Here is a 22989-nt window from a genome sequence, read left to right as displayed (position 1 = left end):
ACGTCAAGGAGGAGTACGCCCATGGCCACGCTGCAGGCAACGATCGCGGTCCACGCCGGTCCGGCGGAGGAACGCCGGGACGTCGTCACCGCGGCCCGCACGGTCTTCGCCCGCGAGGGCTGGACCCACACCACCGTCGAGGCGATCGCCGAGCAGGCCGGCCTCGAACCGGCCGCGGTGGAGCACTACTTCAGGGACAAGGAACAGCTGCTGCTGTCGGTGCTGCTGGACAGCGCCGCGTCCGTCGCCGCCGCGCTGACCGTCATCGCCGAGGACCACCTCGTCCAGGTGGACGACCTGGCGGCGGACCTCGCCGCCCTCGGCCGCGCCTGGCTGACGCCCATGACGACCTTCCCCGAGCACTTCGCCATCGTCCGGCACATCGGCGCCGAGGTCACCCGGCTGCCCGCCGGCGTCCTGGAGATGTGGCAGACCGCCGGCCCCCGGCAGGCCCAGCGCGAACTGGCCCGCCGGCTCCGGCGGATCGCCGACGCCGGACTGCTGGACATCGCCGACGCCGACCACGCGGCCGGCCGGTTCGTCCAGCTGGTCGCCGGCAGCGTCGTGCAGCGCTCGTTCCACGGCGCCCTGCCGCTCGCCGACTTCGAACGCGACGCCCTGGTCGACGCGGGCGTGGCGGACTTCATCCGGCTCTTCGGCCCCACCCGCGCCGCCTGAGGCGCCGACACCCACGGAAGAGAGAAGACCATGCACAGCACCCTGATCGTGGCCCGCATGGACGTCGAGTCCAGCGCCCAGGTCGCCAAGCTCTTCGGCGAGTTCGACGGCACCGACATGCCGCACCGGATGGGCACCCGCCGCCGCCAGCTGTTCGCCTACAACGGCCTGTACTTCCACCTCCAGGACTTCGACGGCGACAACGGCGGCGAACTGATCGAGGCGGCCAAGACCGACCCGCGGTTCGTCGGCATCAGCGAGGACCTCAAGCCGTTCATCGGCGCCTTCGACCCGGCCACCTGGCGCTCGCCCGCCGACGCCATGGCCACCCGCTTCTACAACTGGACGGCCTCCCAGTGACGCCGACCGCCACCGACACCAGGGAAAGGCACCGCCAGTGAGCCGCCGCGTAGTCATCACCGGGGTGGGAGTGCTGGCGCCGGGCGGAATCGGCGCCAAGAACTTCTGGAGTCTGCTGAGCGAAGGACGCACGGCGACCCGGGGGATCACCTTCTTCGACCCGTCCTCCTTCCGCTCCCGGGTCGCGGCCGAGGCCGACTTCGACCCCGAGCTGCACGGGCTGACCCCGCAGGAGATCCGCCGGATGGACCGCGCCGCGCAGTTCGGCGTGGTCACCGCCCGCGAGGCACTCGCCGACTCCGGCCTCGACCTGGCCGGCTTCGACCCGCACCGCACCGGCGTCACCATCGGCTCCGCGGTCGGCGCCACCGCCGGGCTCGACGACGAGTACCGGGTGGTCAGCAACAACGGCGTGCTCAACGAGGTCGACCACCGCTACGCCGTGCCGCACCTGTACAACTACTTCGTCCCGAGCTCGTTCTCGGCCGAGGTGGCCTGGGCGGTCGGCGCCGAGGGCCCGGCCACCGTGGTCTCCACCGGCTGCACCTCCGGCATCGACTCGGTCGGCCACGCCGTCGAGCTGATCCGCGAGGGCACCGCCGACGTGATGATCACCGGCGCGACCGACGCCCCGATCTCGCCGATCACCATGGCCTGCTTCGACGCCATCAAGGCGACGACCCCACGCAACGACGACCCCGCGCACGCCTCCCGGCCCTTCGACGGCACCCGCAACGGCTTCGTCCTCGGCGAGGGCAGCGCGGCGTTCGTCCTGGAGGAGTACGAGAGCGCGAAGCGGCGCGGCGCGCACATCTACGCCGAGATCGCCGGCTACGCCTCGCGCTGCAACGCCTTCCACATGACCGGCCTGCGCCCCGACGGCCGCGAGATGTCCGAGGCGATCAACGTGGCGCTGGCCGAGGCCCGGATGAACCCGGAGCAGATCGACTACATCAACGCGCACGGCTCCGGCACCAAGCAGAACGACCGCCACGAGACGGCCGCGTTCAAGCTGAGCCTCGGCCGGCACGCCTACCGGACCCCGGTCTCCTCCATCAAGTCGATGGTGGGGCACTCGCTGGGCGCGATCGGCTCGATCGAGATCGCCGCGTCGATCCTCGCGATGGAGAACAACGTGGTGCCGCCCACCGCGAACCTGCACACCCCCGACCCGGAGTGCGACCTCGACTACGTGCCGCTCACCGCGCGCGAGCACCGCACCGACGCCGTCCTCACGGTCGGCAGCGGATTCGGCGGGTTCCAGAGCGCGATGGTGCTGGCCCGTCCCGACAGGAGCGTGGCATGAGCGCCAGGACAGTGATCACCGGTATCGGCGTCGCCACCCCCAACGGGCTCGGCGTGGACGAGTTCTGGGCCGCGACCCGGATCGGCAAGAACGCCATCGACCGGATCACCCGGTTCGACCCGTCCTCGTACCCGTCGCAACTCGCGGGCGAGATCCGCAACTTCGAGGCGTCCGAGCACCTGCCCAGCCGGCTGATCCCGCAGACCGACCGGATGACCCGGCTCGCCCTGGTCGCCGCCGAATGCGCCTTCGACGACGCGGACGTCAAGCCCGACGACATCCCCGAGTTCGACATGGGCGTCGTCACCGCCTCCACCTCCGGCGGCTTCGAGTTCGGCCAGAACGAACTCCAGAAGCTGTGGAGCCAGGGCAGCCAGTACGTCTCCGCGTACCAGTCCTTCGCCTGGTTCTACGCCGTCAACAGCGGCCAGATCTCCATCCGCAACGGCATGAAGGGCCCCAGCGGCGTCGTCGTCAGCGACCACGCCGGCGGCCTCGACGCCATCGCGCAGGCCCGCCGCCAGATCCGCAAGGGCAGCAAGCTGATCTTCTCCGGCGGCTTCGACGCCTCGATCTGCCCCTGGGGCTGGGTCGCGCAGATCGCCGGCGGCCGGATGACCACCAGCAACGAGCCCGACCGTGCCTACCTGCCGTTCGACGCCGCCGCGAGCGGCTACGTCGCCGGTGAGGGCGGGGCGCTGCTGATCCTGGAGAACGAGGACACCGCCCGCGAACGCGGCGCGCAGAACATCTACGGCGAAGTCGCCGGCTACGGCTCGACGTTCGACCCGAAGCCGGGCACCGGACGCGAACCCGGGCTGCGCCGCGCCATCGAGACCGCGCTGGCCGACGCCGGTGTCACCGCGAGCGAGATCGACGTGGTCTTCGCCGACGCGGCCGGCACCCCGCGGCTGGACCGCGAGGAGGCCGACGCGCTGATCGCCGTGTTCGGACCCTCCGGCGTCCCGGTCACCGCGCCCAAGACGATGATCGGCCGCCTCTACTCCGGCGCCGCCCCCGTCGACGTGGTCGCGGCCGTCCTCGCCATGCGCGAGGGCCTGATCCCGCCGACCACCAACGTCGAACTCTCGCCCGAGTACGACATCGACCTCGTCGTCGGCCAGCCGCGCACCGCCCTGGTGCGCAACGCGCTGGTGCTCGCCCGCGGCTACGGCGGCTTCAACTCCGCCCTGGTCGTCCGCTCCCTCGACTGACCCCCACCCCCGCAAAAAAACACAACTACCGAAGGGGACCCCCATGTCCGCCCAGGAATTCACCATCGAGGACCTCAAGCGCATCCTGCTCGAAGGCGCCGGTGCCGACGAGGACGTCGACCTCGACGGCGACATCCTCGACACCGACTTCGAGGAGCTCGGCTACGAGTCCCTCGCGCTGCTCGAGACCGGTGGCCGGATCGAGCGCGAGTACGGCATATCCCTCGACGACGAGATCTTCGCCGACAACAAGACCCCGCGGACCCTGGTCGCCGCGATCAACGGCTACTTCACCGAACTCGTCGACGCCTGAGCCCTGAGCCCTGAGCCCTGACCGGCCCCCGCCGGGGTCCCGCGCCCCGGCGGGCCCGCAGCTCACCCCACTCTTCTTCGTTTGGAGCAGCAAAGCCATGTCGCAGCAGGACAAGCGGGTTGCCCTCGTCACCGGCGCCACCAGCGGGATCGGCCTCGCCGTCGCCCGGCTGCTGGCCGCCCAGAACCACAAGGTGTTCATCGGCGCCCGCAACGCCGAGAACGTCGCCGAGACCGTCAAGCAGCTCCAGGACGAGGGCCTGGAGGTCGACGGCACCACCCTGGACGTGCGCTCCTCGGACGACGCCCGGGCCTTCGTCCAGGCCGCCGTCGACCGCTTCGGCACCGTGGACGTGCTGGTCAACAACGCCGGCCGGTCCGGCGGCGGGGTCACCGCCGACATCGACGACGAGCTGTGGAACGACGTCATCGACACCAACCTCAACTCGGTGTTCCGGCTGACCCGCGAGGTGCTCACCACCGGCGGCCTGCGCCACAAGGACCGCGGCCGCATCATCAACATCGCCTCCACCGCGGGCAAGCAGGGCGTCGTCCTCGGCGCCCCGTACTCGGCCTCCAAGCACGGCGTGGTCGGCTTCACCAAGGCCCTCGGCAACGAGCTCGCCCCGACCGGCATCACCGTCAACGCCGTGTGCCCCGGCTACGTCGAGACGCCGATGGCCCAGCGCGTCCGCCAGGGCTACGCCGCCGCCTACAACGCCACCGAGGACGCCATCCTCGAGAAGTTCCAGGCCAAGATCCCGCTGGGCCGCTACTCGACGCCCGAGGAGGTGGCCGGCCTGGTCGGCTACCTGGCCTCCGACACGGCCGCCTCCATCACCTCGCAGGCGCTCAACGTCTGCGGCGGCCTCGGCAACTTCTGACCCGTCAGGCCCCCACCAACCCGCCCCCAGACCGAAGGAGTCACCAGCATGTCGCAGCCCGGCCTGCGCGAGGTGGAGCACGAGATCACGATCTCGGCCCCGGCCGCCGCCGTGTACCGGCTGATCGCCGAGGTGCAGAACTGGCCGCGGATCTTCCCACCGACGATCTTCGTCGACCACGTGGAGAAGTCCGCGGACGAAGAGCGCATCCGCATCTGGGCCACCGCCAACGGCGAGGCCAAGAACTGGACTTCGCACCGCACCCTGGACCAGGAGAACCTCCGGATCACCTTCCGCCAGGAGGTCTCCGCCCCGCCGGTCGCCGCCATGGGCGGCACCTGGATCATCGAACCGCTCTCCGCCGACTCGTCCCGCGTGCGGCTGCTGCACGACTACCGGGCCGTCGACGACGACCCCGGGTCGCTGAAGTGGATCGACGAGGCCGTGGACCGCAACTCGCGCTCCGAACTCGCCGCCCTGAAGACCAACGTCGAGGCCGCGCACGCCGCCGAGTACCTGACGTTCTCCTTCGAGGACACCGTCCAGATCAACGGCTCCGCCAAGGACGTCTTCGACTTCGTCAACGAGGCCCAGCTGTGGTCCGAGCGCCTCCCGCACGTGGCCACCGTCCGCTTCGAGGAGCCCTACCCGGGCCTCCAGGAGCTGGAGATGGACACCCGCGCCAAGGACGGCTCGGTGCACACCACCAAGTCGTACCGGGTGGCCTTCCCGCACCAGAAGATCGCCTACAAGCAGGTCACGCTGCCGGCGCTGATGACGCTGCACACCGGCTACTGGACGTTCACCGAGAACGCCGACGGCGTCGCCGCCTCCTCGCAGCACACCGTCACCCTGAACACCGCCAACATCGAGAAGATCCTCGGCGGGCAGGCCACGGTCGAGGACGCCCGGTTCTACGTCCACACCGCGCTGAGCACCAACAGCCGCGCCACCCTCGGCCACGCCAAGGAGCACGCCGAGAACCTCGCGAAGAACAAGGCGGCCTGACCATGGCCGGGGACCACACCGGGACCCAGGTGGTCGTGGTCGGCGCGGGCCCGGTCGGGCTGTTCCTGGCCGGCGAGCTCCGGCTCGGAGGCGCGGACGTGGTGGTCCTCGACCGGCTCACCGCACCGACCACCGAATCGCGGGCGTCCACCCTGCACGCCCGCACCATGGAACTCCTCGACGGCCGCGGCCTGCTCGCGCCGCTCGGCGAGATCCCGTCCGACCCGATGGGCCACTTCGGCGGCATCCCGCTCGACCTCACCCTGCCCGGCCCCCACCCGGGGCAGTGGAAGGTCCCGCAGACCCGCATCGAGGAACTCCTCGGCCAGTGGGCGGCGGACCTCGGCGCGGACATCAGGCGCGGCCACGAGCTGACCGGCCTCACCGTGACGGCCGATCACGTCGAGGCCGAGGTACGGACGGCCGGCGGAACGACGGAGTTCCTCCGGGCCGCGTACCTGGTCGGCTGCGACGGCGAGACCAGCGCCGTGCGCCGCCTGGGAGGCTTCGACTTCCCCGGCGCCGACGCCGGCCGCGAACTGCTGCGCGCCGACGTGGCGGGCATCGACATCCCCAACCGCCGCTTCCAGCGGCTCGCGGGGGGACTGGCCATCGCCGCCCGGCGTCCCGACGGAGTGACCCGGGTGATGGTGCACGAGTTCGGTGCGGCGCCGCGCGGAACGCAGCCGGAGTTCACGGACGTCGCCGACGCCTGGAAGCGCGTCACCGGCGAGGACATCGGCGGCGGCACCCCGCTGTGGGTGAACTCCTTCGGCGACGCCTCCCGGCAGGCCACCCGCTACCGCGACGGACGGCTCCTGCTGGCCGGCGACGCCGCCCACCAGCAGATGCCGATCGGCGGACAGGCCCTCAACCTCGGCCTCCAGGACGCCGCCAACCTCGGCTGGAAACTCGCCGCACAGGTCGCCGGTCGGAGCCCTGACGGGCTGCTGGACAGCTACCACACCGAGCGGCACGCCGTCGGCCGGCAGGTGCTGGGCAACATCGGGGCGCAGGCCCTGCTGCTGCTCGGCGACGGCGGGACCGACGCCACCCGCGAAGTGTTCGCCGAACTGATCGGCGGCAGCGAGAACGTCCGCACCCACCTGGCCGGAATGATCTCCGGCCTCGACATCCGCTACGACGTCGGGCCGGGCGCCCACCCCCTGCTCGGACGACGCCTGCCGCACTGGCAACTGACCACCGACGACGGCACGTCGACCACCGCGCAGGCACTGCGCGGCGGGCAGGGCCTGCTACTGCTCCTGCCCGGCGACGAAGCGCGCCGCACGGCCGCGGCGGCCGCCGCCGCACCGTGGGCACCGCTGGTGCGCACGGTCCGCGCGACCGCGCTGCCCGACACCCCCGCGCCGGGCGGCGGCGCCCTGCTGGTGCGACCGGACGGCTACGTCGTCTGGGCCGACACCGCCGACGCCGCCGACCTGCCGCAGGCGCTGACCCGCTGGTTCGGGAAGCCCGCGGCCACCACCAGGACGACGACACCGGCCACCGCGCCGGCCACGAAGTGGAGTACAGACATGGGAAGGCTCACCGGCAAGACGGCGCTCGTCACGGGTTCCAGCCGCGGCATGGGCCGCGCGACGGCGATCCGGCTGGCGCGGGAAGGCGCACTCGTCGCCGTCCACTACACCGCGAAGCAGGAGGCGGCCGAAGAGGTCGTCGAAACCATCGAGAAGGACGGCGGCCGCGCCTTCACCGTGCGCGCCGAACTCGGCGTCCCCGGCGACGTGCACGAGCTGTTCCTCGCCCTGGAGGCCGGACTGCGCGAGCGCACCGGCAGCACCGACCTGGACATCCTGGTCAACAACGCCGGTGTGATGGGCGGGGTCAAGCCCGAGGAGACCACCCCGGAGAAGTTCGACGAACTGTTCGCGGTCAACGCCAAGGCGCCGTTCTTCCTCATCCAGCGGGCGCTGAAGAACATGCCCGACGGCGGACGCATCATCAACATCACCTCCGGCCTCACCCGGTTCGCGAACCCCGACGAGATCGCCTACGCGATGACCAAGGGCGCCGTCGACCAGTTGGCGCTGCACTTCGCGAAGTACCTCGGCCCGCGCAACATCACCATCAACTCGGTGGCACCGGGCATCACCCGCAACAGCAACCCGGTCTTCGCCATCCCCGAGGCGGTGCAGGCGATGGCGCAGCTGTCCGCCTTCAACCGGGTCGGCGAGCCCGAGGACGTCGCCGACGTGGTGGCCTTCCTCGCCACCGACGAGGCCCGCTGGATCACCGGCTCGTTCGTCGACGCCACCGGCGGCACCCTGCTCGGCTGAGGCCGGGCCACCCCATCGGGGCCGGCCGCGGGACCCCCCGCCCGCGGCCGGCCCGCCCCCGAAACCCACGCCCCGGGACCCCACGCCCGGAACGCCCACGCCCCGGGACCCCACGCCCGGAACGCCCACGCCCCGGCACCCCACCCTGTGGCACCCCAACCTGTGGCACCCCAACCACCCCTGCGGAACGGGATCATGACGCTCTCGACACCCACGCGCCCGGCCGCCCGGGCCGACGCACGCTGGACCCCCGTCCTGTGGGGCCTGCTGTTCGTGCTCGCCGGCAACATGCTCATCGACGCCCTGGAAGTGTCCGTCGCGCTGGTCGCGCTGCCCTCGGTCGGCGCCGACCTGGGACTCGCGACGGCCGAACTCCAGTGGCTGGTCTCCGGATTCGCGGTCGGCTTCGGCGGGCTGCTGCTGTTCGGCGGCCGCCTGGTCGCGATCCGCGGCCGGCGCCCGGTCTACCTGGCCGCGCTGCTGGTGTTCGCCGCCGCCTCACTGGTGGGCGCGCTGGCCGACAGCATGGCGCTGCTGGTGGCCACCCGCTTCGTCAAGGGTTTCTGCGCGGCGCTGACCGCGCCGACCGGACTCGCCATCATCGCCGCCACCTTCCCCGAAGGACCGGCCCGCCGGCGGGCGCTGTCGGTGTACTCGCTGTTCGGCGCGGGCGGGTTCTCCGCCGGGCTGCTGCTGTCCGGGGCGCTCACCGGACTCGGCTGGCGCTGGACCTTCGCCTTCCCGGCCCCCGTCGCCCTGGCGCTGTTCGCCGCCGCGCTCCGCCTGATCCCGCGCGACCTGCCCGACGAGAAGGCCCCGCGCCGCTACGACGCGGCGGGCGCGGCCACCCTCACCGGCGCGGTGATGCTGCTGCCGGCCGCCCTCACCTCGGGGGCGCGGTACGGCTGGGACGCCCCGGTCACCGTCGCGGCGTTCCTGCTCGCGGCGCTGCTCGCGGCCGCCTTCGTGCGGATCGAACTCACCGCCCGCGAACCGCTGGTGCGGCTCGACCTGCTGCGCCACGGGCCGCTGCTGCGCTCCGCGCTCGGCGCCGGCGCGCTCAACGGCTCGTACCTGGGCCTGCTGCTGGTCGCCACCCTCGACTTGCAGCAGCGCGCGGGCCACGGCCCCTGGCTCACCGGCCTGGCGTTCCTGCCGGCCGCCGCCCCGCTCGCCCTGACCGCGCTGCACTCCGGCCGGCTGGTCGCCCGCTTCGGCCCGCCCCGGCTGATCGCGGCGGGCGCCGCCGCGGCGCCGCTCGGCTACCTCCTCTACTCGCCCGACGGATCCGAACTGTCGTACGTGACAGGCGTGTTGCCCACGATGCTGCTGCTCGGAGCGGCGTTCGTGCTGGCCTTCACCGCCTTCCACGTGCAGGCCACCGGTTCCGTGGCCCCCGCCGACCAGGCGGCGGCCGGCGGGCTCTACCAGACCTTCGTGCAGCTGGGGGCGGCCGTCATGACCGCCCTGTGCGGCTCGTTGTACCCCACGGGGCAGCGGCCGGTGCTGTACCTGATCACGGCCGTCGGCCTGCTCGGCCTGGCCGTCGCACTCCACGGCCTAGGACAGGCCCTCGTGCCCCGGCGGGCGGCGCACACCGCCGCCCGTCAACTCCCCGAATGAGAACAGGAAAAGGTGAAGAAGATGTCGAACGATCCGCTGCGGCTGGCCGTCATCATCAGCAGCGTCCGCGAGGGCCGGTTCGGACCGGTCGTGGGCGAGTGGTTCACGGAGCAGGCGAAGGGACGCGGCGACCTCGAGGTCGACGTCATCGACCTGATCGAGCACGAGATGCCGTTCGCGCACTCGTTCAACCCGTCCGGTGACGCCCTCGAGCAGCTCTCGAAGATCTCGCCCCGCCTGGAGGCGGCCGACGCGTTCGTCGTGGTGACGCCGGAGTACAACCACAGCTTCCCGGCCTCGCTGAAGCACGTCATCGACTGGCACTACACGCAGTGGCGCGCCAAGCCGGTCGGCTTCGTCTCCTACGGCGGTCTGGCCGGCGGCCTGCGCGCCGTCGAGCAGCTGCGGCCGATCTTCGCCGAGCTGCACGCGGTGACCGTCCGCGACGTCGTCAGCTTCCACACCCCGTGGGAGAACTTCGAGAACGGCAAGCCCAAGGACGAGACCGGCCCGGCCGGCGCCGCCAAGGTGCTCCTCGACCAGCTCTCCTGGTGGGCCAACGTGCTGCGCGAGGGCCGCACCCGGATCCCGTACCAGGCCTGACCCGCGGCTCCGGGGGGAGCGCGGCACACACCGCGCTCCCCCCGGAGCGGCGCCAACCGGAAAGGGACATGACTGTGAACCGCACGGCGCGCCCCACCCGCACGTGCACCGCCGGCACCGGGGCGGTGACGGCGCCCGACCGGGCCCGACTCGCCGCCGCCGACCACGCCGAACGCACCCGGGTCCTCGACGCTTACGTCCGCCAGGAGCTCGGCCGGGTCCTCGGCATCGCCCCCCACCAGGTGGACACCACCGGCCGGCCGATGCGCAGCCTGGGCGTCGGCTCCATCGCCGGGCTGGAACTCCAGCGCCGGATGGAGCACGCCCTCCAGGTCGAGCTCAACCTGCAGATGCTGCTGCTCGCCAACAGCGCGGCCGAGCTGGTGGAGTGCCTGGCCGGACAGCTCGGCCCGCTCGGCCCGCACCCGGCGGCGGTGGCCGCCCCCCACGGCACCGCGGTCCCCGCATGACCGCCGCCCGGGCCACCGTCCGCACGCTTGCCGACCAGGAGTTCACCCTCGGCGACGGCAGGCTCGACCTCTGGCTGATGCGCAGTCCGCACCCGGCCACCGCGCACCTGCTCGACCGCTCCGAGCTCGACGCCGCCGAGCGCCGCCGCGCCGACTCCTTCGTCCGCCCCGCCGACGGACTGCTGTACGCGACGGTCCACGTCGCGCTGCGCCGGCTGCTCGGCCGCTACCTGCACACCGCGCCCGAGGACGTGCGCTTCACCCGCGAGCCGTGCCCCGGTTGCGGCGAACGCCACGGCCGCCCCGCGCTGGACAGGTCCCCGCTGCCCCTGCACTTCTCGCTGTCGCACAGCAGCGCCGTCGCCCTGATCGGCGTCGCCACCGCACCGCTCGGCGTGGACGTCGAACGGCTGCCCCGGGCCGAGACCATCGAGGTCTGCACCGGCGCCCTGCACCCCGAGGAACAGGCCGAACTGGCGGGCCACCAGCACGAGTTCGAGCGGGCGGAGGGCTTCGGGCGGATCTGGACCCGCAAGGAGGCCTACCTCAAGGGCATCGGCACCGGCCTGAGCCGGTCGCCCGCCCAGGACTACCTCGGCGCCCGCTCCGCCCGCCACCCGGCCGGCTGGACGGTGTTCGACGTGCCCTGCACCACCACCCACGCGGCCGCCGCGGCCGTGCGCAGCGCCGGCCCCCTGACCGCCGGGGTCCGCTGGCTGGACGAGGGGTGGCTGCACGCCGCTCCGGCGCCGGCCCTCGCCGGCTGAACGACCGGGGCCTGTCCGGCAAGGCCCTTGAACGGCCAGGACCCGTCCGACCCGACTTTTGACCAAGGAGAGTGGGAACCACATGTCCGCGAGCGACCAGACGATACGGGCCCGCATCGAGGAGTTGACGGAGCTCAAGGAGACGGTGCGCGCCGGAGACGACGCCGCCACCGAACGCCAGCACGCCAAGGGCAAGCTCACCGCCCACGAGCGCGTCCAACTCCTGCTGGACAAGGGCTCGTTCAACGAGGTCGAGGCGCTGCGCCGGCACCGCGCCACCGGCTTCGGCCTGGAGCGGAAGAAACCGCACAGCGACGGCGTCGTGACCGGCTGGGGCACCGTGCACGGCCGCACCGTCTTCGTGTACGCCCACGACTTCCGGATCTTCGGCGGCGCGCTCGGCGAGGCGCACGCCCAGAAGATCCACAAGATCATGGACCTGGCGGAGGCGGCCGGCGCCCCGCTGGTCTCCCTCAACGACGGTGCGGGCGCCCGCATCCAGGAGGGCGTCACCGCGCTCGCCGGGTACGGCGGCATCTTCCTGCGCAACACCCGCGCCTCCGGCGTCATCCCGCAGATCTCGGTGATGCTCGGCCCGTGCGCGGGCGGCGCCGCCTACTCCCCGGCGCTCACCGACTTCGTGTTCATGGTCCGCGAGACCTCGCAGATGTTCATCACCGGACCGGACGTCGTCAAGGCCGTCACCGGCGAGGAGATCACCCAGAACGGCCTCGGCGGCGCCGACGTGCACGCCGGCACCTCGGGCGTCGCGCACTTCGCGTACGACGACGAGGAGCACTGCATCGAGGACGTGCGGTACCTGCTGTCCCTGCTGCCCGCCAACAACCGCGAACTCGCCCCCGTCGAGCGCTCCGGTGACCCCGCCGACCGGCTCAACGAGTCGCTGCTCGACCTCGTCCCGGCCGAGCCCGGCAAGGCCTACGACATGCGCAAGGTGATCGCCGAAGTCGTCGACGACGGCGAGTACTTCGAGGTGCACTCGGCCTGGGCGCCGAACATCGTCTGCGCGTTCAGCCGGCTCGACGGGCACGTGGTCGGCATCGTCGCCAACCAGCCCTCCGCGATGGCCGGCGTGCTGGACATCGAGGCCTCCGAGAAGGGCGCGCGGTTCGTCCAGTTCTGCGACGCCTTCAACATCCCGCTGATCACCCTGGTCGACGTGCCCGGCTTCCTGCCCGGCGTCGACCAGGAGCACAACGGCGTCATCCGGCGCGGCGCGAAACTCCTGTACGCGTACTGCAACGCCACCGTGCCGCGGATCTCCCTGGTGGTCCGCAAGGCCTACGGCGGCGCCTACATCGTCATGGACTCGCGCTCCATCGGCGCCGACCTCGCGCTCGCCTGGCCCACCAACGAGATCGCCGTGATGGGCGCCGAGGGCGCCGCCAACGTGGTCTTCCGCCGCGAGATCAACGCCGCCGACGACCCCGAGGCCGTCCGCGAGGCGCGCATCCAGGAGTACAAGGACGAGCTGATGCACCCGTACTACGCGGCCGAGCGCGGCCTGATCGACGACGTCATCGACCCGCGCGAGACCCGCTCCGTGCTGATCCGCTCGCTGGACATGCTGCGCGCCAAGCACTCCGAACTGCCGTCCCGCAAGCACGGCAACCCGCCGCAGTGACCACCCGCCACCGAGAGAGAAGACCCGACGTGACCACTCAACCCTCCGACGTCCTCCGCATCGAGAAGGGCATGCCCACCGACGAGGAACTGGCCGCCGTCACCGTGGCCCTGCTCCTCGCCACCAGCCGGGCCGCGGACCCCTCCGGCACCGCCACGCTGGCCCGCGCCCGCTGGCGGCGGGTGGACCGCACCTTCGGCCACCGCACCCCCCGCAGCTGGCGCAGCGAGGCCTCGCACCTCGCCCGCACCTTCGGCGAAGCCGCATGACACTCACCATCGAGGACCTCGCCGCCGAACTCGCCGCGCTGCGCGCCCGGGTCCAGGAACTCACCGACGGCGCGGAGATCAGCGCACTGATCAACCGCTACGTCACCCTGCTCGACACCCAGGACGAGCACGGCTACGACGAGACCTGGCCGCCCACCGTCTTCACCGACGACGCGGTGCTGCACTTCCCGATCGGCACCCACCGGGGCATCGACGGGGTGGCGCGGTTCCACTACGAGGCCAAGGCCAAGTTCGACCGCACGCTGCACCTGAGCGCCAACCACGCGATCAGCCTGGACGGCGACCGGGGCACCGTCCGGTTCCACGTGGTGGCCACCCACGTGCACCACCGGGAGGCCGGCGCGGCGCTGTTCGACATCGGCGGCCACTACGGCGGCGTGGTGGTGCGCACCGCGCAGGGCTGGCGCTTCCAGGAGTGGAGCTTCAACCTCACCTGGGCCGACGGCCCCGGCCCCGACGGGACCCCGGTGCAGTGAACCGGCCGCCGTGCGGGCAGCAGGAGAGGCGGTACGAGCGGGCCGCCCGTACCGCCTCCCGGGCGGGGTGTTCAGCGCTTGCCGAAGAACGCCAGCAGCTCGGGCGGGAAGGCGCCGGACGCCGCGGCCTGCGCGGTGAAGGACTCGGCCAGCTCCGTCAGCCGGGCCACGGACTCGGCGCCCAGGTGCTCGTACGGTGCGCGGTCGAGCCGGTCGGTCTCCGCCTCCAGCTGCGTGCGCAGCAGCTCGCCGTGCGCGGTCAGCGCCCCGTCCGCGTCCATCAGGCCGCGTTCGCGCAGCCGGTCCTCGGCGGCGGACCAGTCGGCCTCGGTCCAGCCGCGCTTGGTCATCACGACCTCCTTGGGCATGCCGTCGCCGCTCGCGCAGTGCGAGACCAGGGCGTCGATCCCGTCGAGCTCGGCGTGCTGGAGCGCCGCGATGTGGGCGTCGCCGCGGTGCTCGCGCAGCAGGGTGGCGGCGTACCAGAGCGCCAAGTGCGGTTCCTGCGGCACCGGTTGGTCGGCGTGGGCGGAGAACATCGGACGCCCGGCGCGCTGCCCGGCCCCGGCGGCGGACAGCGCGAGCCGGGCGGCCTCGGCCATCCCGGCCGAGGCCAGCGTCTCCTCGCCGAGGTGGCGGCGCAGCAGGGCGTCCACCGCGGCCAGCCGCAGTTCGACGACGGTGGCGGGCGGTACCAGGCTCCACACGTGCGGCAGGTGCTCGGCGATCAGCGGGTGCGCGAAGCCGTAGAACGCGGCCGTGACCGTGCCCGCCGCCACCGGGCCGAGCGGGCCGGCCCGGCCCGCGAGGTAGACGGCCATCGAGTCGTCGACGCCGTACTCCGCCAGGCTCTCGGCGAAGTCCGGGCTGAAGTAGACGGTCGAGTGCAGCGCGTTGAGGGCTTCCTGGCAGCGGCGCCCGGCGAGCGGGGACAGCGGAATCGGGGTCATGGCCGAGACGGTAAATGGCGCCCGTGTCATATCGAAAGGCCGCTGTGTCAGAACTGCTGAAACAAATGTCAGAACGAGGAAAAGAATGCCGAATTCGCCGTGGGGGAGCGGAGAGTTGAGGTTCGAGACGTGCGCGAATACGGGCGAGGAAGAGGAACAGTCATGACACACGAGACCAGCGCCGCCGCCGGGCGGCCCGCCGGCGGCCGCCCGCTGCTGGTGACACTGCTGCTGGCCAGCATGCTTACCACCATGGCCGGGGCGATCGTGGCACCGGCCCTTCCGGCGATGGAGAAGCACTTCGCCGACGTCGGCCACGTCGGGCTGCTGGTGCGCATGGTGCTCACCGTGCCCGGCCTGGCCATCGCCTTCGGCGCGCCGGTGGTGGGCGCGCTGATCGACCGGAGCGGGCGCAAGCCGATCCTGGTCGCCTCGGTCGCCCTGTTCGCCGTGGCGGGCAGCACCGGCCTGTTCCTGAGCAACCTGTACGCGATCCTGGTGTTCCGGCTGCTGCTCGGCATCGCCGTCGCCGGCATCATGACCGCGACCACCACCCTGGTCGCCGACCACTACCCCGGGCAGCAGCGCTCCCGGGTCCTCGGACTCCAGGCCGGTTTCATGGGCTTCGGCGGCGTGGCCTTCCTGTCCCTCGGCGGCGCCCTGGCCGACATCAGCTGGCGCGGCCCGTTCGCCATCTACCTGGTGGCCGTGCCGATGACCTTCCTGACCCTGTGGCTGATCCGCGAACCGCGCCCCGCGGACGGCGCCGCCGCCGAGGCCGGGGCGGCCGACACCGCGGGCGGCTTCCCGAAGCTGGCCTTCGGCATCTACGCCCTGGTCTTCGCCGCCCAGCTGGTCTTCTACGCCATCCCCTCCCAACTCCCGTTCTACCTCGATGAGTTGGCCCACGTCGGGGCCGGTGGCAGCGGACTGGCCATCGCCCTGATGAGCCTGTCCACCGCACTGGTCGGACTGTCCTACGGGCGGATCGGCAAGAACCGCAGCCACCGCACCATCGCCGTCACCACCTTCGTCCTGCTGGCGGTCGGTTACACCGCGATCGGCGCCGCCACCGGCGTGCCGCTGGTGCTCGCCGGGCTGCTGGTGGCCGGCGCCGGCATCGGCCTGCTGATCCCCAACCTCAACACCTGGCTGGTGTCGCGCACCCCCGTCGCGATGCGCGGCCGGGCCCTGAGCGGCGTCACCTCGACCCTGTTCCTCGGCCAGTTCGTCTCGCCCCTGGTGAGCCAGCCGGTGAGCGGCGCCGTCGGCATCGGCGGCGTCTACCTGACCGCCGCCGGCTTCGCCGCCGTCGTCGCCGTGCTGGTCCTGCTCACGGTGCGCGGCGGGACGGCCCGACCGGCACCGCGAACGGACGCCGCACGCAAGCCCGTTGAGGTCCCCGCGGAGGCCTGAGCCGTCAGCCGCCCACCGCCCGCGTCCCGTACGTCTTCAATTCGAGAAAGGCCCCCGCATGGCTCCCGCCGAGACCCCGGTCCGCCGCGTCGAGATCGTCCTCGACATCATCTGCGCACACTCCTACATCGGCTACGCGCGCTTCACCGAAGCCGCCCGCCGCTTCCGCGCCGACGGCGGCCGGCTCGAAGTCACCTTCCTGCCGTTCCAGCTCGACCAGGACTCCACCAGCGAGGGCGAGCCGTTGATCCCGGTCCTGCTGCGCAAGTTCGGCCCCGACGCGCTCGCCAGCACCGAACGCGTCGCGAAGACCGCCGCCGCCGACGGCCTCGACCTGCGCTTCGCCGAGGTCGTGCACACCCAGACCTTCGACGCCCACCGCCAGATCCTGCACGCCGCCCGGTCCGGCCGCGCCGAGGAGATGACCGAACGCCTGTTCCGCGCCTACTTCACCGAGGGCCTCAACGTGGCCGACCCGGACGTCCTCGCCGGCCTCGGCCAGGAAGTCGGAGTCGACAAGCCGATGGCCGACGGCGAGGGCACGGAGGAGACCCGCACCATGCTCCAGCACGTGCACCACCGGATGCGGGTGCGCTCCATCCCGCAATTCCTGTTCGACGACGGCACCGTGCTGAGCGGCGCCCAGCCCGTGAGCGCCTTCGAAGCCGCCCTGCGCGCCGCGGCGCCACACGTGAACGCCCATGACTGAGCCGCAGAGCACCCGCCCACCCCAGGTACGCCGGATCACCCTCGACGCGGCTGGCGTACCGCTCTCGGCCCTGCTCGCCGAGACACCCGCACCGCCGCGCGCCGTCATCGTCGCCATCCACGGCGGCGGCATGAGCGCCGGCTACTTCGACAGCCGGGCCCGCCCCGGACTCTCCCTGCTCACCCTCGGCGCCGAACTCGGCTACACCGTCCTGGCGATCGACCGGCCCGGCTACGGCGCGTCCGCCGAACACCTGCCCGACGGACAGGGCGTCCTGGACCAGGCCGACACCCTGAACGCCGCCCTCGCCGACTTCGCCCGCGACCGCGACATCGGCGGCGGCTTCTTCCTCCTCGCCCACTCCAACGGCGGCAAACTCGCCCTCGCCGCAGGCGCCCGCACCGGCGAACACCCCCTGATCGGGCTCGACATCTCCGGCCTCGGCAGCCGCCTCGCGGTCGAACCGCACCAGATGCCCGGCTCCGACGGCCACGGCGCCTGGCGCAAACACTGGGGCGCGCTGCGCCTCTACCCGCCGGACGCCTTCCGGCTCGGCCGCTCCCTGGTCTCGCCCGTCCCCACCCGCGAGGCCCAGGAGGGCCCGCTGTGGCCCGAGCTCTACCCCGGACTCGCCGAACTCGTCCGGGTACCCGTCCGGTTCACCTTCGCCGAGCAGGAACAGTGGTGGCACTTCGACGAGGAGGCCATCGCCGCCCTGCGCAGACCGCTCGCCGCCCCCCGGGTCGCCGTCGACCACCAGCCGGACGCCGGACACAACATCAGCCTCGGCTGGGCGGCCCGCACCTACCACCTGCGCGCGCTGGCCTTCCTGGAGGAGTGCCTGCTCGCCCAGGACGCCGCGCCGCCGCGGCCGGTACGGCGCCGGGCCTCCGCCGAACTCCCGGCATCCGCCGGCGAGTTCGACGACCGCCTCGACGACCGTGCGGCCCCCTGCCTGGTCTGACCCCTGCTCCGCCTGTTCCTGCTCGTCCCGCTCGTCCCGACCCGTTCCGCTCGTCCCGCTCGTCCCGACCCGTTCCGCTCGTCCCGCTCGTCCTGACTCGTTCCGCTCGTTCCGCCTGTTTCGCCGACCCGGAAAGGATCCCCGCGTGACTTCCGACCTGTTGGAGAGCCAAGACCGGACCACCTTCGAGATATTCGGCACCAGGCCCGCCGTCGCGGGCCGCGTGTTCACCCGCCCCGCCCTGCTGGCCGGTGAGGACCGGGACGCCCCGGACCACCACATCTTCCGGGGCACCGACTGACCGGCCCGCGGTGCCCCGGCCCGGTGCCCCGGCCCGGTGGGGCGGGCCGGGGTCACCGACCGCCGGGCGGCGTGCTACTCACCCACCTGCTCGCCCGCGGAACGGGTGTGCACCACCCGGTAGGTGTTGACGTCCCGCCAGGTGCTCAGCGCCGCGACCCGCTCGTCCACCTTCACCCGCTCCGCTCCCCGCTCGGCCTCCGGACGGCCGCGGAAGGCGTCGTGGGCCTCCTTGCTGTCCCACTGCCCGTACACCACAACGAACCTGCCCTCGACACCGCGGGCGCGCAGCCCGCGCAGCACGGTGTGGGTGCGGTAGCCGGGCACGTCCACCAGCCACCCCTGCGAGGCGCCCAGGGCGTCGATCAGCTCGTCCTGGTCGGCCTCCGCGACGCCGAACAGCTCGATGACGGTCCAGTCGTCCCGCTCGGGCGACAGCTCGGTGCCGCCGGCCTCCCGCTGCTGCGTGAACGCGATCTCGTTCTGCAACAGCCGCACGGAGGTGGCGAGTTGACCGAACGCCGGCGCTGTGCGGCGCTTGAACTCCTCGTCGGCGTAGCGGGCCTCCAGGTCCGCGGCGCTGCGCCACTGGATGAAGTTGGCGGTGCCCGGGCTGTCCTGCCCCGCGTGGACGGTGGTGGAGATCCAGCCCTCGATGTCGGCGGTGTCGGTGACCCCGCGCATGGCCGTCAGCAGCTCCTGCTGCTTCTCCGGGGTGGCGGTGGTGAACACGTTGAGGACGGTGAGGCGCCCGTCGTTGGCGGTGATCTTCGGCATTCTCTCGGCTCCTGACTTGAGGGAAATCGCGCTGTCCGGGACTCCTGGCTCCGTCCCGAGGTCACTTCAACCGACCGGACAGCGCTTCGAACTGTGAGGCGAACCAGCCGGTGCGCTACCCGGCGAAGGCCGCCGCGTGCTCCTCGGCCCAGCCGGCGAAGGAGCCGGCCGGACGGGCCGTCAGCCGCTCCACCGTGCTGTCCACTCCCGTCTTCGCTCCCGCCAACTGCCGCTCGGCACTGGCCAGCAGCGCCTCGGCGACCGGCCCCGGGTACCGCCGCGACCACTGGGCCAGGGCCTGCTCCCGGCCCAACTCCTCGAACCTGACCGGGCGTTGGAGCACCCGGCCGATCCACTCCGCCTGCTCGGCCGCGCTGATGGCCTCCGGGCCGGTCAGCGTGTACGCCTTGCCCTCGTGCCCGGGTTCGGTGAGTGCCTTCACCGCCACCCGCGCGATGTCGCGAGGGTCCACGCACGAGTTGCGCGTGGTGCCGTACAGCGCGCGGACGACACCTTCGGCCCGGACGGTCGCCGCCCAGCCCAGCGTGTTCGACATGAACGATCGCGGCCGGAGGAACGTCCAGTCGAGCCCCGACGCGCGGATGCTCTCCTCCGCCCCGCGCTGCCAGCGGGTGATCAGATCGTCGGCCAGCGGATCCGTGACGGCCGCGGCGGAGAGCTTGACCAGGTGCCGCACACCGGCACTCCGGGCCGCCGCCACGAAGCGGACATCGTCCTGCCCGCCGACGTCGCTGGTCACCACGAACGCCGAACTCGCCCCCCGCAAACCGCGCTTCAGCGACTCCTCGTCCCGATAGTCACCCTCAACGACCTCGTCCGCTTCACTCATACGCGTGACACGGCCCGGATCCCTGGCCAGAATGCGCAACGGCACCCGGCCGGACAGCCGACGGACCACCTCGCGTCCCACCGTCCCGGTGGCACCCGTGACCAGGATCATCGTCGCCGCCCGCTCACCCGAGCTCGCCGCGAAGCGTGGCCTCGAACACCGGACGGTCGCCCTGACGCCCGGTCACCCGCACGGCCGGCTCCCCGGTCGCCGGGTCCGTGACCTCCTGTGCCTGGATCAGGCAATCCTCGGTCAGCTCCACGTAGTTGAAGAAGGACGCGTCGGCGGCCCAGGGAGCGAACGCCCCCGGCCGGGCCACCGCCGTGGCCGCCTGCCGCGCCGCCTCCAGCAGGAGCATGCCCGGCACGTGGTCCTTGGGGCTCTGGAACAGGGTCCGGTGCTCGGTGTCGACCCGCAGCAGCCACTCCCGTTCCCGCGAGCCGGCCGACAGCAGGACGTCCTCGTCCCGGGAGCGCCCCACCGCCGCCGCCGCGACGGCCGGCACCGCGGGCCGCACCGACAGCAGATCGGTCCGGCCGCCCCGCAGTCGCCGGTACACACCCGGGCTGACCACCTGGAAGTCGATGCTGCCACCGGCCACGGTGACCCCAGCCAGCCGGATCTCGATCCTGGCCTCGGTCGTGCCCCGCGACCTGCCCCCGAAGCCCGGAATCGAGACCCGGACCCGCAGGTCCGTCGGATCCGCCCCGACCGCGAGACGCTCGGGGGAGCAGTGGTACCGCATGTTCTGCAGTACGAACGCCTGGCCGACCGGGACGCCGAAGCCCGCGTGCGCCACCAAGTGGACGGACTGGCGCACGGTTTCGGCGACCAGCAGCGGATCCACCCGGCGCCCGGCCATCAGCTCGAAGAAGGGGTGACGCGCGGGCCACTGCCCGGTCAGCACGAAGGTGTCCGCGCCGGTCCGCCGCCAGCCGTGCAGGAACGCGTCCTGGGCGCGGGCGCGGTGGAGCATCTCCAGCGTCGCGATGCCGGATTCCGGCTGAACGTGCAGTGCGTCGGGTGCGGTCAGCGTCGCCTCGAGCATGGTCCCCCCCTTGGGGTAGGTAATGTGTTGTAAAATACAGACTGGACGGTTTCGCTGTACGGTGAGTATGTGTCAGTGTGCGTTCAGTAACCAGCAACGCTTGAGGGGCACGGAGGAGGCTGTATGGCCATTCAGGACAGGGCGATCCGAACCAGAAAGACAATCGTCGCCGCGGCGGCGAAGGTCTTCGAGGAGCACGGGTACCAGGCCGCCACGATCATGCAGATCCTCAAAGAGGCCGGCGTGACAAAGGGTGCTTTGTACTTCCACTTCAAGTCCAAGGAGGACCTGGCCCGCGGGGTCCTCGCGGAACAGGGGCAGACCGCCGAACTGCCCGACCGGAACATCAAGGCCCAGCAGTTGGTCGACCTGGTCATGCTGCACGCCCACCGCCTGCAGACGGACCCGCTGGTCCGTGCCTCGGTGCGCCTGACCCTCAACTCGCTGGAGCAGGACCTCGACCGCTCCGGCCCCTTCCAGGAGTTCGGCAGGATCTGCCGCAGCATCCTCGCCGCCGCGAAGGAACAGGGCGAACTGCTTCCCCATGTCGACGTGGCGGAAGCCTCCGACGTGGTCGTCGGCTCCTTTGGCGGCATCCAGGCCATGTCCGAGGCCCTCACCGGCTACCAGGACCTCGACCGCCGCGCCCAGTCCCTGCTGCGCTACCTGCTGCCGAGCATCGTGGTCCCCTCCGTCCTCGCCGCCCTGCTCTACGGCGCCGACCGAGGTGGCCAGGTGTACCAGGAGTTGACGGCCCCGTAGGGCGAGTCGTGAGCCGCGCCACCGTCATTCCGGGTGGTGCGGCTTTGTGTTGCGGTGCACAGCGACCTTGGCATGACGGCTCCAGCAATGAGAAGCGAACTCTGGCCAGTTGGGTGGATCGCGCGCGGGCGAACGTGAGCGGGCAGTCGCACCGCACGTCCCACTGATCGCCGCATCACCCTGATCGAATAACAGCCACTACACCCCGTGCGCCCGCCGAACAAATCGGACGCCACACCCCAGAACGCCCCGCACAAGCTCCGAGGCGGCCGGCTGACTTCATCGATCAAGAGCAAGTAGCCAATAAGATACAGGCGGGTCGGTTTTTAATCAAGGCTCCCTCGAGCGCCCCTCGAGCACTCTGTGCAGCCCCCGTCACACTCGACCACCTGACCCCCTCTCTCCACCGCCACCCACCCCGAGCCCCCACGCGACGAGCCTGCGCGGCGGGGCCGTTCTCCGTCAACACCGCTACTGCGTCCGCAGATTGAGTGACGACCGGTGATTTCCCCGTGACACGGGGACAGGCCCGCCGAATTGGCGGGCCTGTCCTTGGTCCGGCGGAGTAGCAGTCAACTCCCGTCGTAGCCGTGGCGACTTGACGTTTGGTCTGCCAGATCTTCGCTCCCGTGCGGCGCGGTCGGCGCGGTCAGCGCAGGCAGCGCGCGGGGTGGAGGAACCAGGCCGGCTCGGTGCGTCGGTGCAGCCCTGGCCGTCCGGCCTGGCCATCCCGAGCAGCCCGGCCGCGATGCTGTTGCGCAGCGCGGTGAGCGCCTGCTCCGGCTTCTCGTCCAGCTCGGCGGCGGTGGGCAGATCGTAGTTGCTCGGCGTCTCCGGGGTGGCCGCCCCGTGGTACCTGGTCGCGGTGCGCCACAGCGCCTCCGGGACGGGTACCTCCTGTTCGAGGTCGCGCAGGTACAGCTCCGCCCGGCCGCGCGGGTCGCGCTCCAGCGGCTGGGCGAGCGGGAACAGCTCCCCGCGCCGGCCGTCCGGCACCTCACTGGGCCGGTAGCGCTCGCCCACCTCGGGGGCCCGCTCCATCGGAACGTAGAACTCCCGGTCCGCCAGCGTCAGGCAGAAGTCGAGCACCGCGCCACCTCCCAATTCCCGCCCCGGCGTCCGCATTTCCCGGGGGCAGGGATGACGTTGTGCGCGCGCCGCGGACCTCCTGTACCCCCTCTTTGGGGGGCTTGGCCCACGTCATATCGGCCCTGGTCGGGCGACTGCCGGGAACCGCAACGAGATCGACGCGAAGCCGTGCCGGGGCGGCTACCCGA

At 72.1% G+C, this 22989-nt stretch carries 25 protein-coding genes; 20 read left to right on the top strand and 5 right to left on the bottom strand.

Annotated features, from left to right (window positions below; all coding sequences use genetic code 11):
- The first annotated feature begins 21 nt into the window (after positions 1-21).
- The 15 genes from ACFYS8_RS05785 to ACFYS8_RS05715 all read left to right on the top strand — a co-directional run bounded on the left by ACFYS8_RS05785 (position 22) and on the right by ACFYS8_RS05715 (position 13936).
- Positions 22-678 (top strand): TetR/AcrR family transcriptional regulator, encoded by a 657-nt coding sequence (locus ACFYS8_RS05785; protein WP_387636221.1) that lies wholly within the window; start codon positions 22-24, stop codon positions 676-678.
- 30 nt (positions 679-708) lie between these two features.
- Positions 709-1038 (top strand): TcmI family type II polyketide cyclase, encoded by a 330-nt coding sequence (locus ACFYS8_RS05780; protein ID WP_387636218.1) that lies wholly within the window; start codon positions 709-711, stop codon positions 1036-1038.
- Between the two features lie 37 nt (positions 1039-1075).
- Positions 1076-2344: a beta-ketoacyl-[acyl-carrier-protein] synthase family protein gene (locus ACFYS8_RS05775; protein WP_387636216.1), complete on the top strand. Its 1269-nt coding sequence runs from the start codon at positions 1076-1078 to the stop codon at positions 2342-2344.
- Positions 2341-3558: a ketosynthase chain-length factor gene (locus tag ACFYS8_RS05770; protein WP_387636213.1), complete on the top strand. Its 1218-nt coding sequence runs from the start codon at positions 2341-2343 to the stop codon at positions 3556-3558. The genes ACFYS8_RS05775 and ACFYS8_RS05770 overlap by 4 nt, the downstream gene beginning before the upstream one ends.
- A gap of 43 nt (positions 3559-3601) precedes the next feature.
- Entirely contained in the window at positions 3602-3871 is a 270-nt protein-coding gene (locus ACFYS8_RS05765) for an acyl carrier protein (RefSeq protein ID WP_387636211.1), read from the top strand.
- 97 nt (positions 3872-3968) lie between these two features.
- Positions 3969-4754 (top strand): 3-oxoacyl-ACP reductase FabG, encoded by a 786-nt coding sequence (fabG, locus tag ACFYS8_RS05760; RefSeq protein WP_387636208.1) that lies wholly within the window; start codon positions 3969-3971, stop codon positions 4752-4754.
- Positions 4755-4802: 48 nt separating this feature from the next.
- Positions 4803-5762, top strand: coding sequence for an aromatase/cyclase (locus ACFYS8_RS05755; protein ID WP_387636206.1), 960 nt, complete (start codon positions 4803-4805; stop codon positions 5760-5762).
- Positions 5763-5764: 2 nt separating this feature from the next.
- Positions 5765-8062 carry an SDR family oxidoreductase gene (locus tag ACFYS8_RS05750; protein ID WP_387636204.1) on the top strand — a complete coding sequence of 766 codons (2298 nt, stop codon included), beginning with the start codon at positions 5765-5767 and terminating at the stop codon, positions 8060-8062.
- A gap of 195 nt (positions 8063-8257) precedes the next feature.
- Positions 8258-9685, top strand: coding sequence for an MFS transporter (locus ACFYS8_RS05745; RefSeq protein WP_387636201.1), 1428 nt, complete (start codon positions 8258-8260; stop codon positions 9683-9685).
- Between the two features lie 21 nt (positions 9686-9706).
- Positions 9707-10288 carry an NADPH-dependent FMN reductase gene (locus tag ACFYS8_RS05740; protein WP_387636198.1) on the top strand — a complete coding sequence of 194 codons (582 nt, stop codon included), beginning with the start codon at positions 9707-9709 and terminating at the stop codon, positions 10286-10288.
- 68 nt (positions 10289-10356) lie between these two features.
- Positions 10357-10758, top strand: a complete 402-nt coding sequence (locus tag ACFYS8_RS05735; protein ID WP_387636196.1) for an acyl carrier protein — start codon at positions 10357-10359, stop codon at positions 10756-10758.
- A complete protein-coding gene (locus ACFYS8_RS05730; protein ID WP_387636193.1) occupies positions 10755-11525 on the top strand; it encodes a 4'-phosphopantetheinyl transferase family protein in 771 nt (256 codons plus the stop codon). The genes ACFYS8_RS05735 and ACFYS8_RS05730 overlap by 4 nt, the downstream gene beginning before the upstream one ends.
- Positions 11526-11607: 82 nt before the next feature.
- A complete protein-coding gene (locus tag ACFYS8_RS05725) occupies positions 11608-13170 on the top strand; it encodes an acyl-CoA carboxylase subunit beta (RefSeq protein WP_387636191.1) in 1563 nt (520 codons plus the stop codon).
- Positions 13171-13199: 29 nt separating this feature from the next.
- A complete protein-coding gene (locus ACFYS8_RS05720) occupies positions 13200-13439 on the top strand; it encodes an acyl-CoA carboxylase subunit epsilon (RefSeq protein WP_387636188.1) in 240 nt (79 codons plus the stop codon).
- The gene (locus tag ACFYS8_RS05715) at positions 13436-13936 is read left to right on the top strand and encodes a nuclear transport factor 2 family protein (protein ID WP_387636186.1); all 501 of its coding nucleotides are present in this window, start codon (positions 13436-13438) and stop codon (positions 13934-13936) included. Before ACFYS8_RS05720 ends, ACFYS8_RS05715 begins: the two co-directional genes overlap by 4 nt.
- Before the next feature lie 71 nt (positions 13937-14007).
- Here ACFYS8_RS05715 and ACFYS8_RS05710 read toward each other — a convergent pair whose 3' ends face one another.
- Positions 14008-14886, bottom strand: coding sequence for a hypothetical protein (locus ACFYS8_RS05710; RefSeq protein ID WP_387636184.1), 879 nt, complete (start codon positions 14884-14886; stop codon positions 14008-14010).
- A gap of 162 nt (positions 14887-15048) precedes the next feature.
- Here ACFYS8_RS05710 and ACFYS8_RS05705 point away from each other — a divergent pair, with 162 nt between their 5' ends.
- From ACFYS8_RS05705 to ACFYS8_RS05690, 4 genes are all read left to right on the top strand, one after another.
- Positions 15049-16302 (top strand): MFS transporter, encoded by a 1254-nt coding sequence (locus tag ACFYS8_RS05705; protein WP_387636182.1) that lies wholly within the window; start codon positions 15049-15051, stop codon positions 16300-16302.
- A gap of 58 nt (positions 16303-16360) precedes the next feature.
- Positions 16361-17011: a DsbA family oxidoreductase gene (locus ACFYS8_RS05700; RefSeq protein ID WP_387636180.1), complete on the top strand. Its 651-nt coding sequence runs from the start codon at positions 16361-16363 to the stop codon at positions 17009-17011.
- The gene (locus tag ACFYS8_RS05695) at positions 17004-17975 is read left to right on the top strand and encodes an alpha/beta hydrolase (protein ID WP_387636177.1); all 972 of its coding nucleotides are present in this window, start codon (positions 17004-17006) and stop codon (positions 17973-17975) included. Before ACFYS8_RS05700 ends, ACFYS8_RS05695 begins: the two co-directional genes overlap by 8 nt.
- 145 nt (positions 17976-18120) lie before the next feature.
- Positions 18121-18276, top strand: coding sequence for a hypothetical protein (locus ACFYS8_RS05690; protein ID WP_387636175.1), 156 nt, complete (start codon positions 18121-18123; stop codon positions 18274-18276).
- A 74-nt stretch (positions 18277-18350) separates the two neighbouring features.
- On the opposite strand, the gene ACFYS8_RS05685 is transcribed toward ACFYS8_RS05690, so the two are convergent.
- From ACFYS8_RS05685 to ACFYS8_RS05675, 3 genes are all read right to left on the bottom strand, one after another.
- Positions 18351-19052, bottom strand: a complete 702-nt coding sequence (locus ACFYS8_RS05685) for an antibiotic biosynthesis monooxygenase (RefSeq protein WP_387636173.1) — start codon at positions 19050-19052, stop codon at positions 18351-18353.
- A gap of 115 nt (positions 19053-19167) precedes the next feature.
- Positions 19168-20013, bottom strand: a complete 846-nt coding sequence (locus ACFYS8_RS05680) for an SDR family oxidoreductase (protein WP_387636170.1) — start codon at positions 20011-20013, stop codon at positions 19168-19170.
- A 13-nt stretch (positions 20014-20026) separates the two neighbouring features.
- Positions 20027-20950, bottom strand: a complete 924-nt coding sequence (locus ACFYS8_RS05675) for a ScbA/BarX family gamma-butyrolactone biosynthesis protein (protein WP_387636168.1) — start codon at positions 20948-20950, stop codon at positions 20027-20029.
- A 123-nt stretch (positions 20951-21073) separates the two neighbouring features.
- Here ACFYS8_RS05675 and ACFYS8_RS05670 point away from each other — a divergent pair, with 123 nt between their 5' ends.
- Complete coding sequence (locus tag ACFYS8_RS05670; protein ID WP_387636165.1) at positions 21074-21712, top strand: ScbR family autoregulator-binding transcription factor; 639 nt, start codon at positions 21074-21076, stop codon at positions 21710-21712.
- A gap of 471 nt (positions 21713-22183) precedes the next feature.
- Here the strand turns inward: ACFYS8_RS05670 and ACFYS8_RS05665 are convergent, their stop codons facing one another.
- Complete coding sequence (locus ACFYS8_RS05665) at positions 22184-22801, bottom strand: hypothetical protein (protein WP_387636162.1); 618 nt, start codon at positions 22799-22801, stop codon at positions 22184-22186.
- Positions 22802-22989 lie beyond the last annotated feature (188 nt).

This window comes from Kitasatospora sp. NPDC004615 (genome assembly GCF_042873545.1).
Lineage (GTDB): Bacteria > Actinomycetota > Actinomycetes > Streptomycetales > Streptomycetaceae > Kitasatospora.
This window is presented reverse-complemented; position numbering and strand designations above follow the sequence as displayed.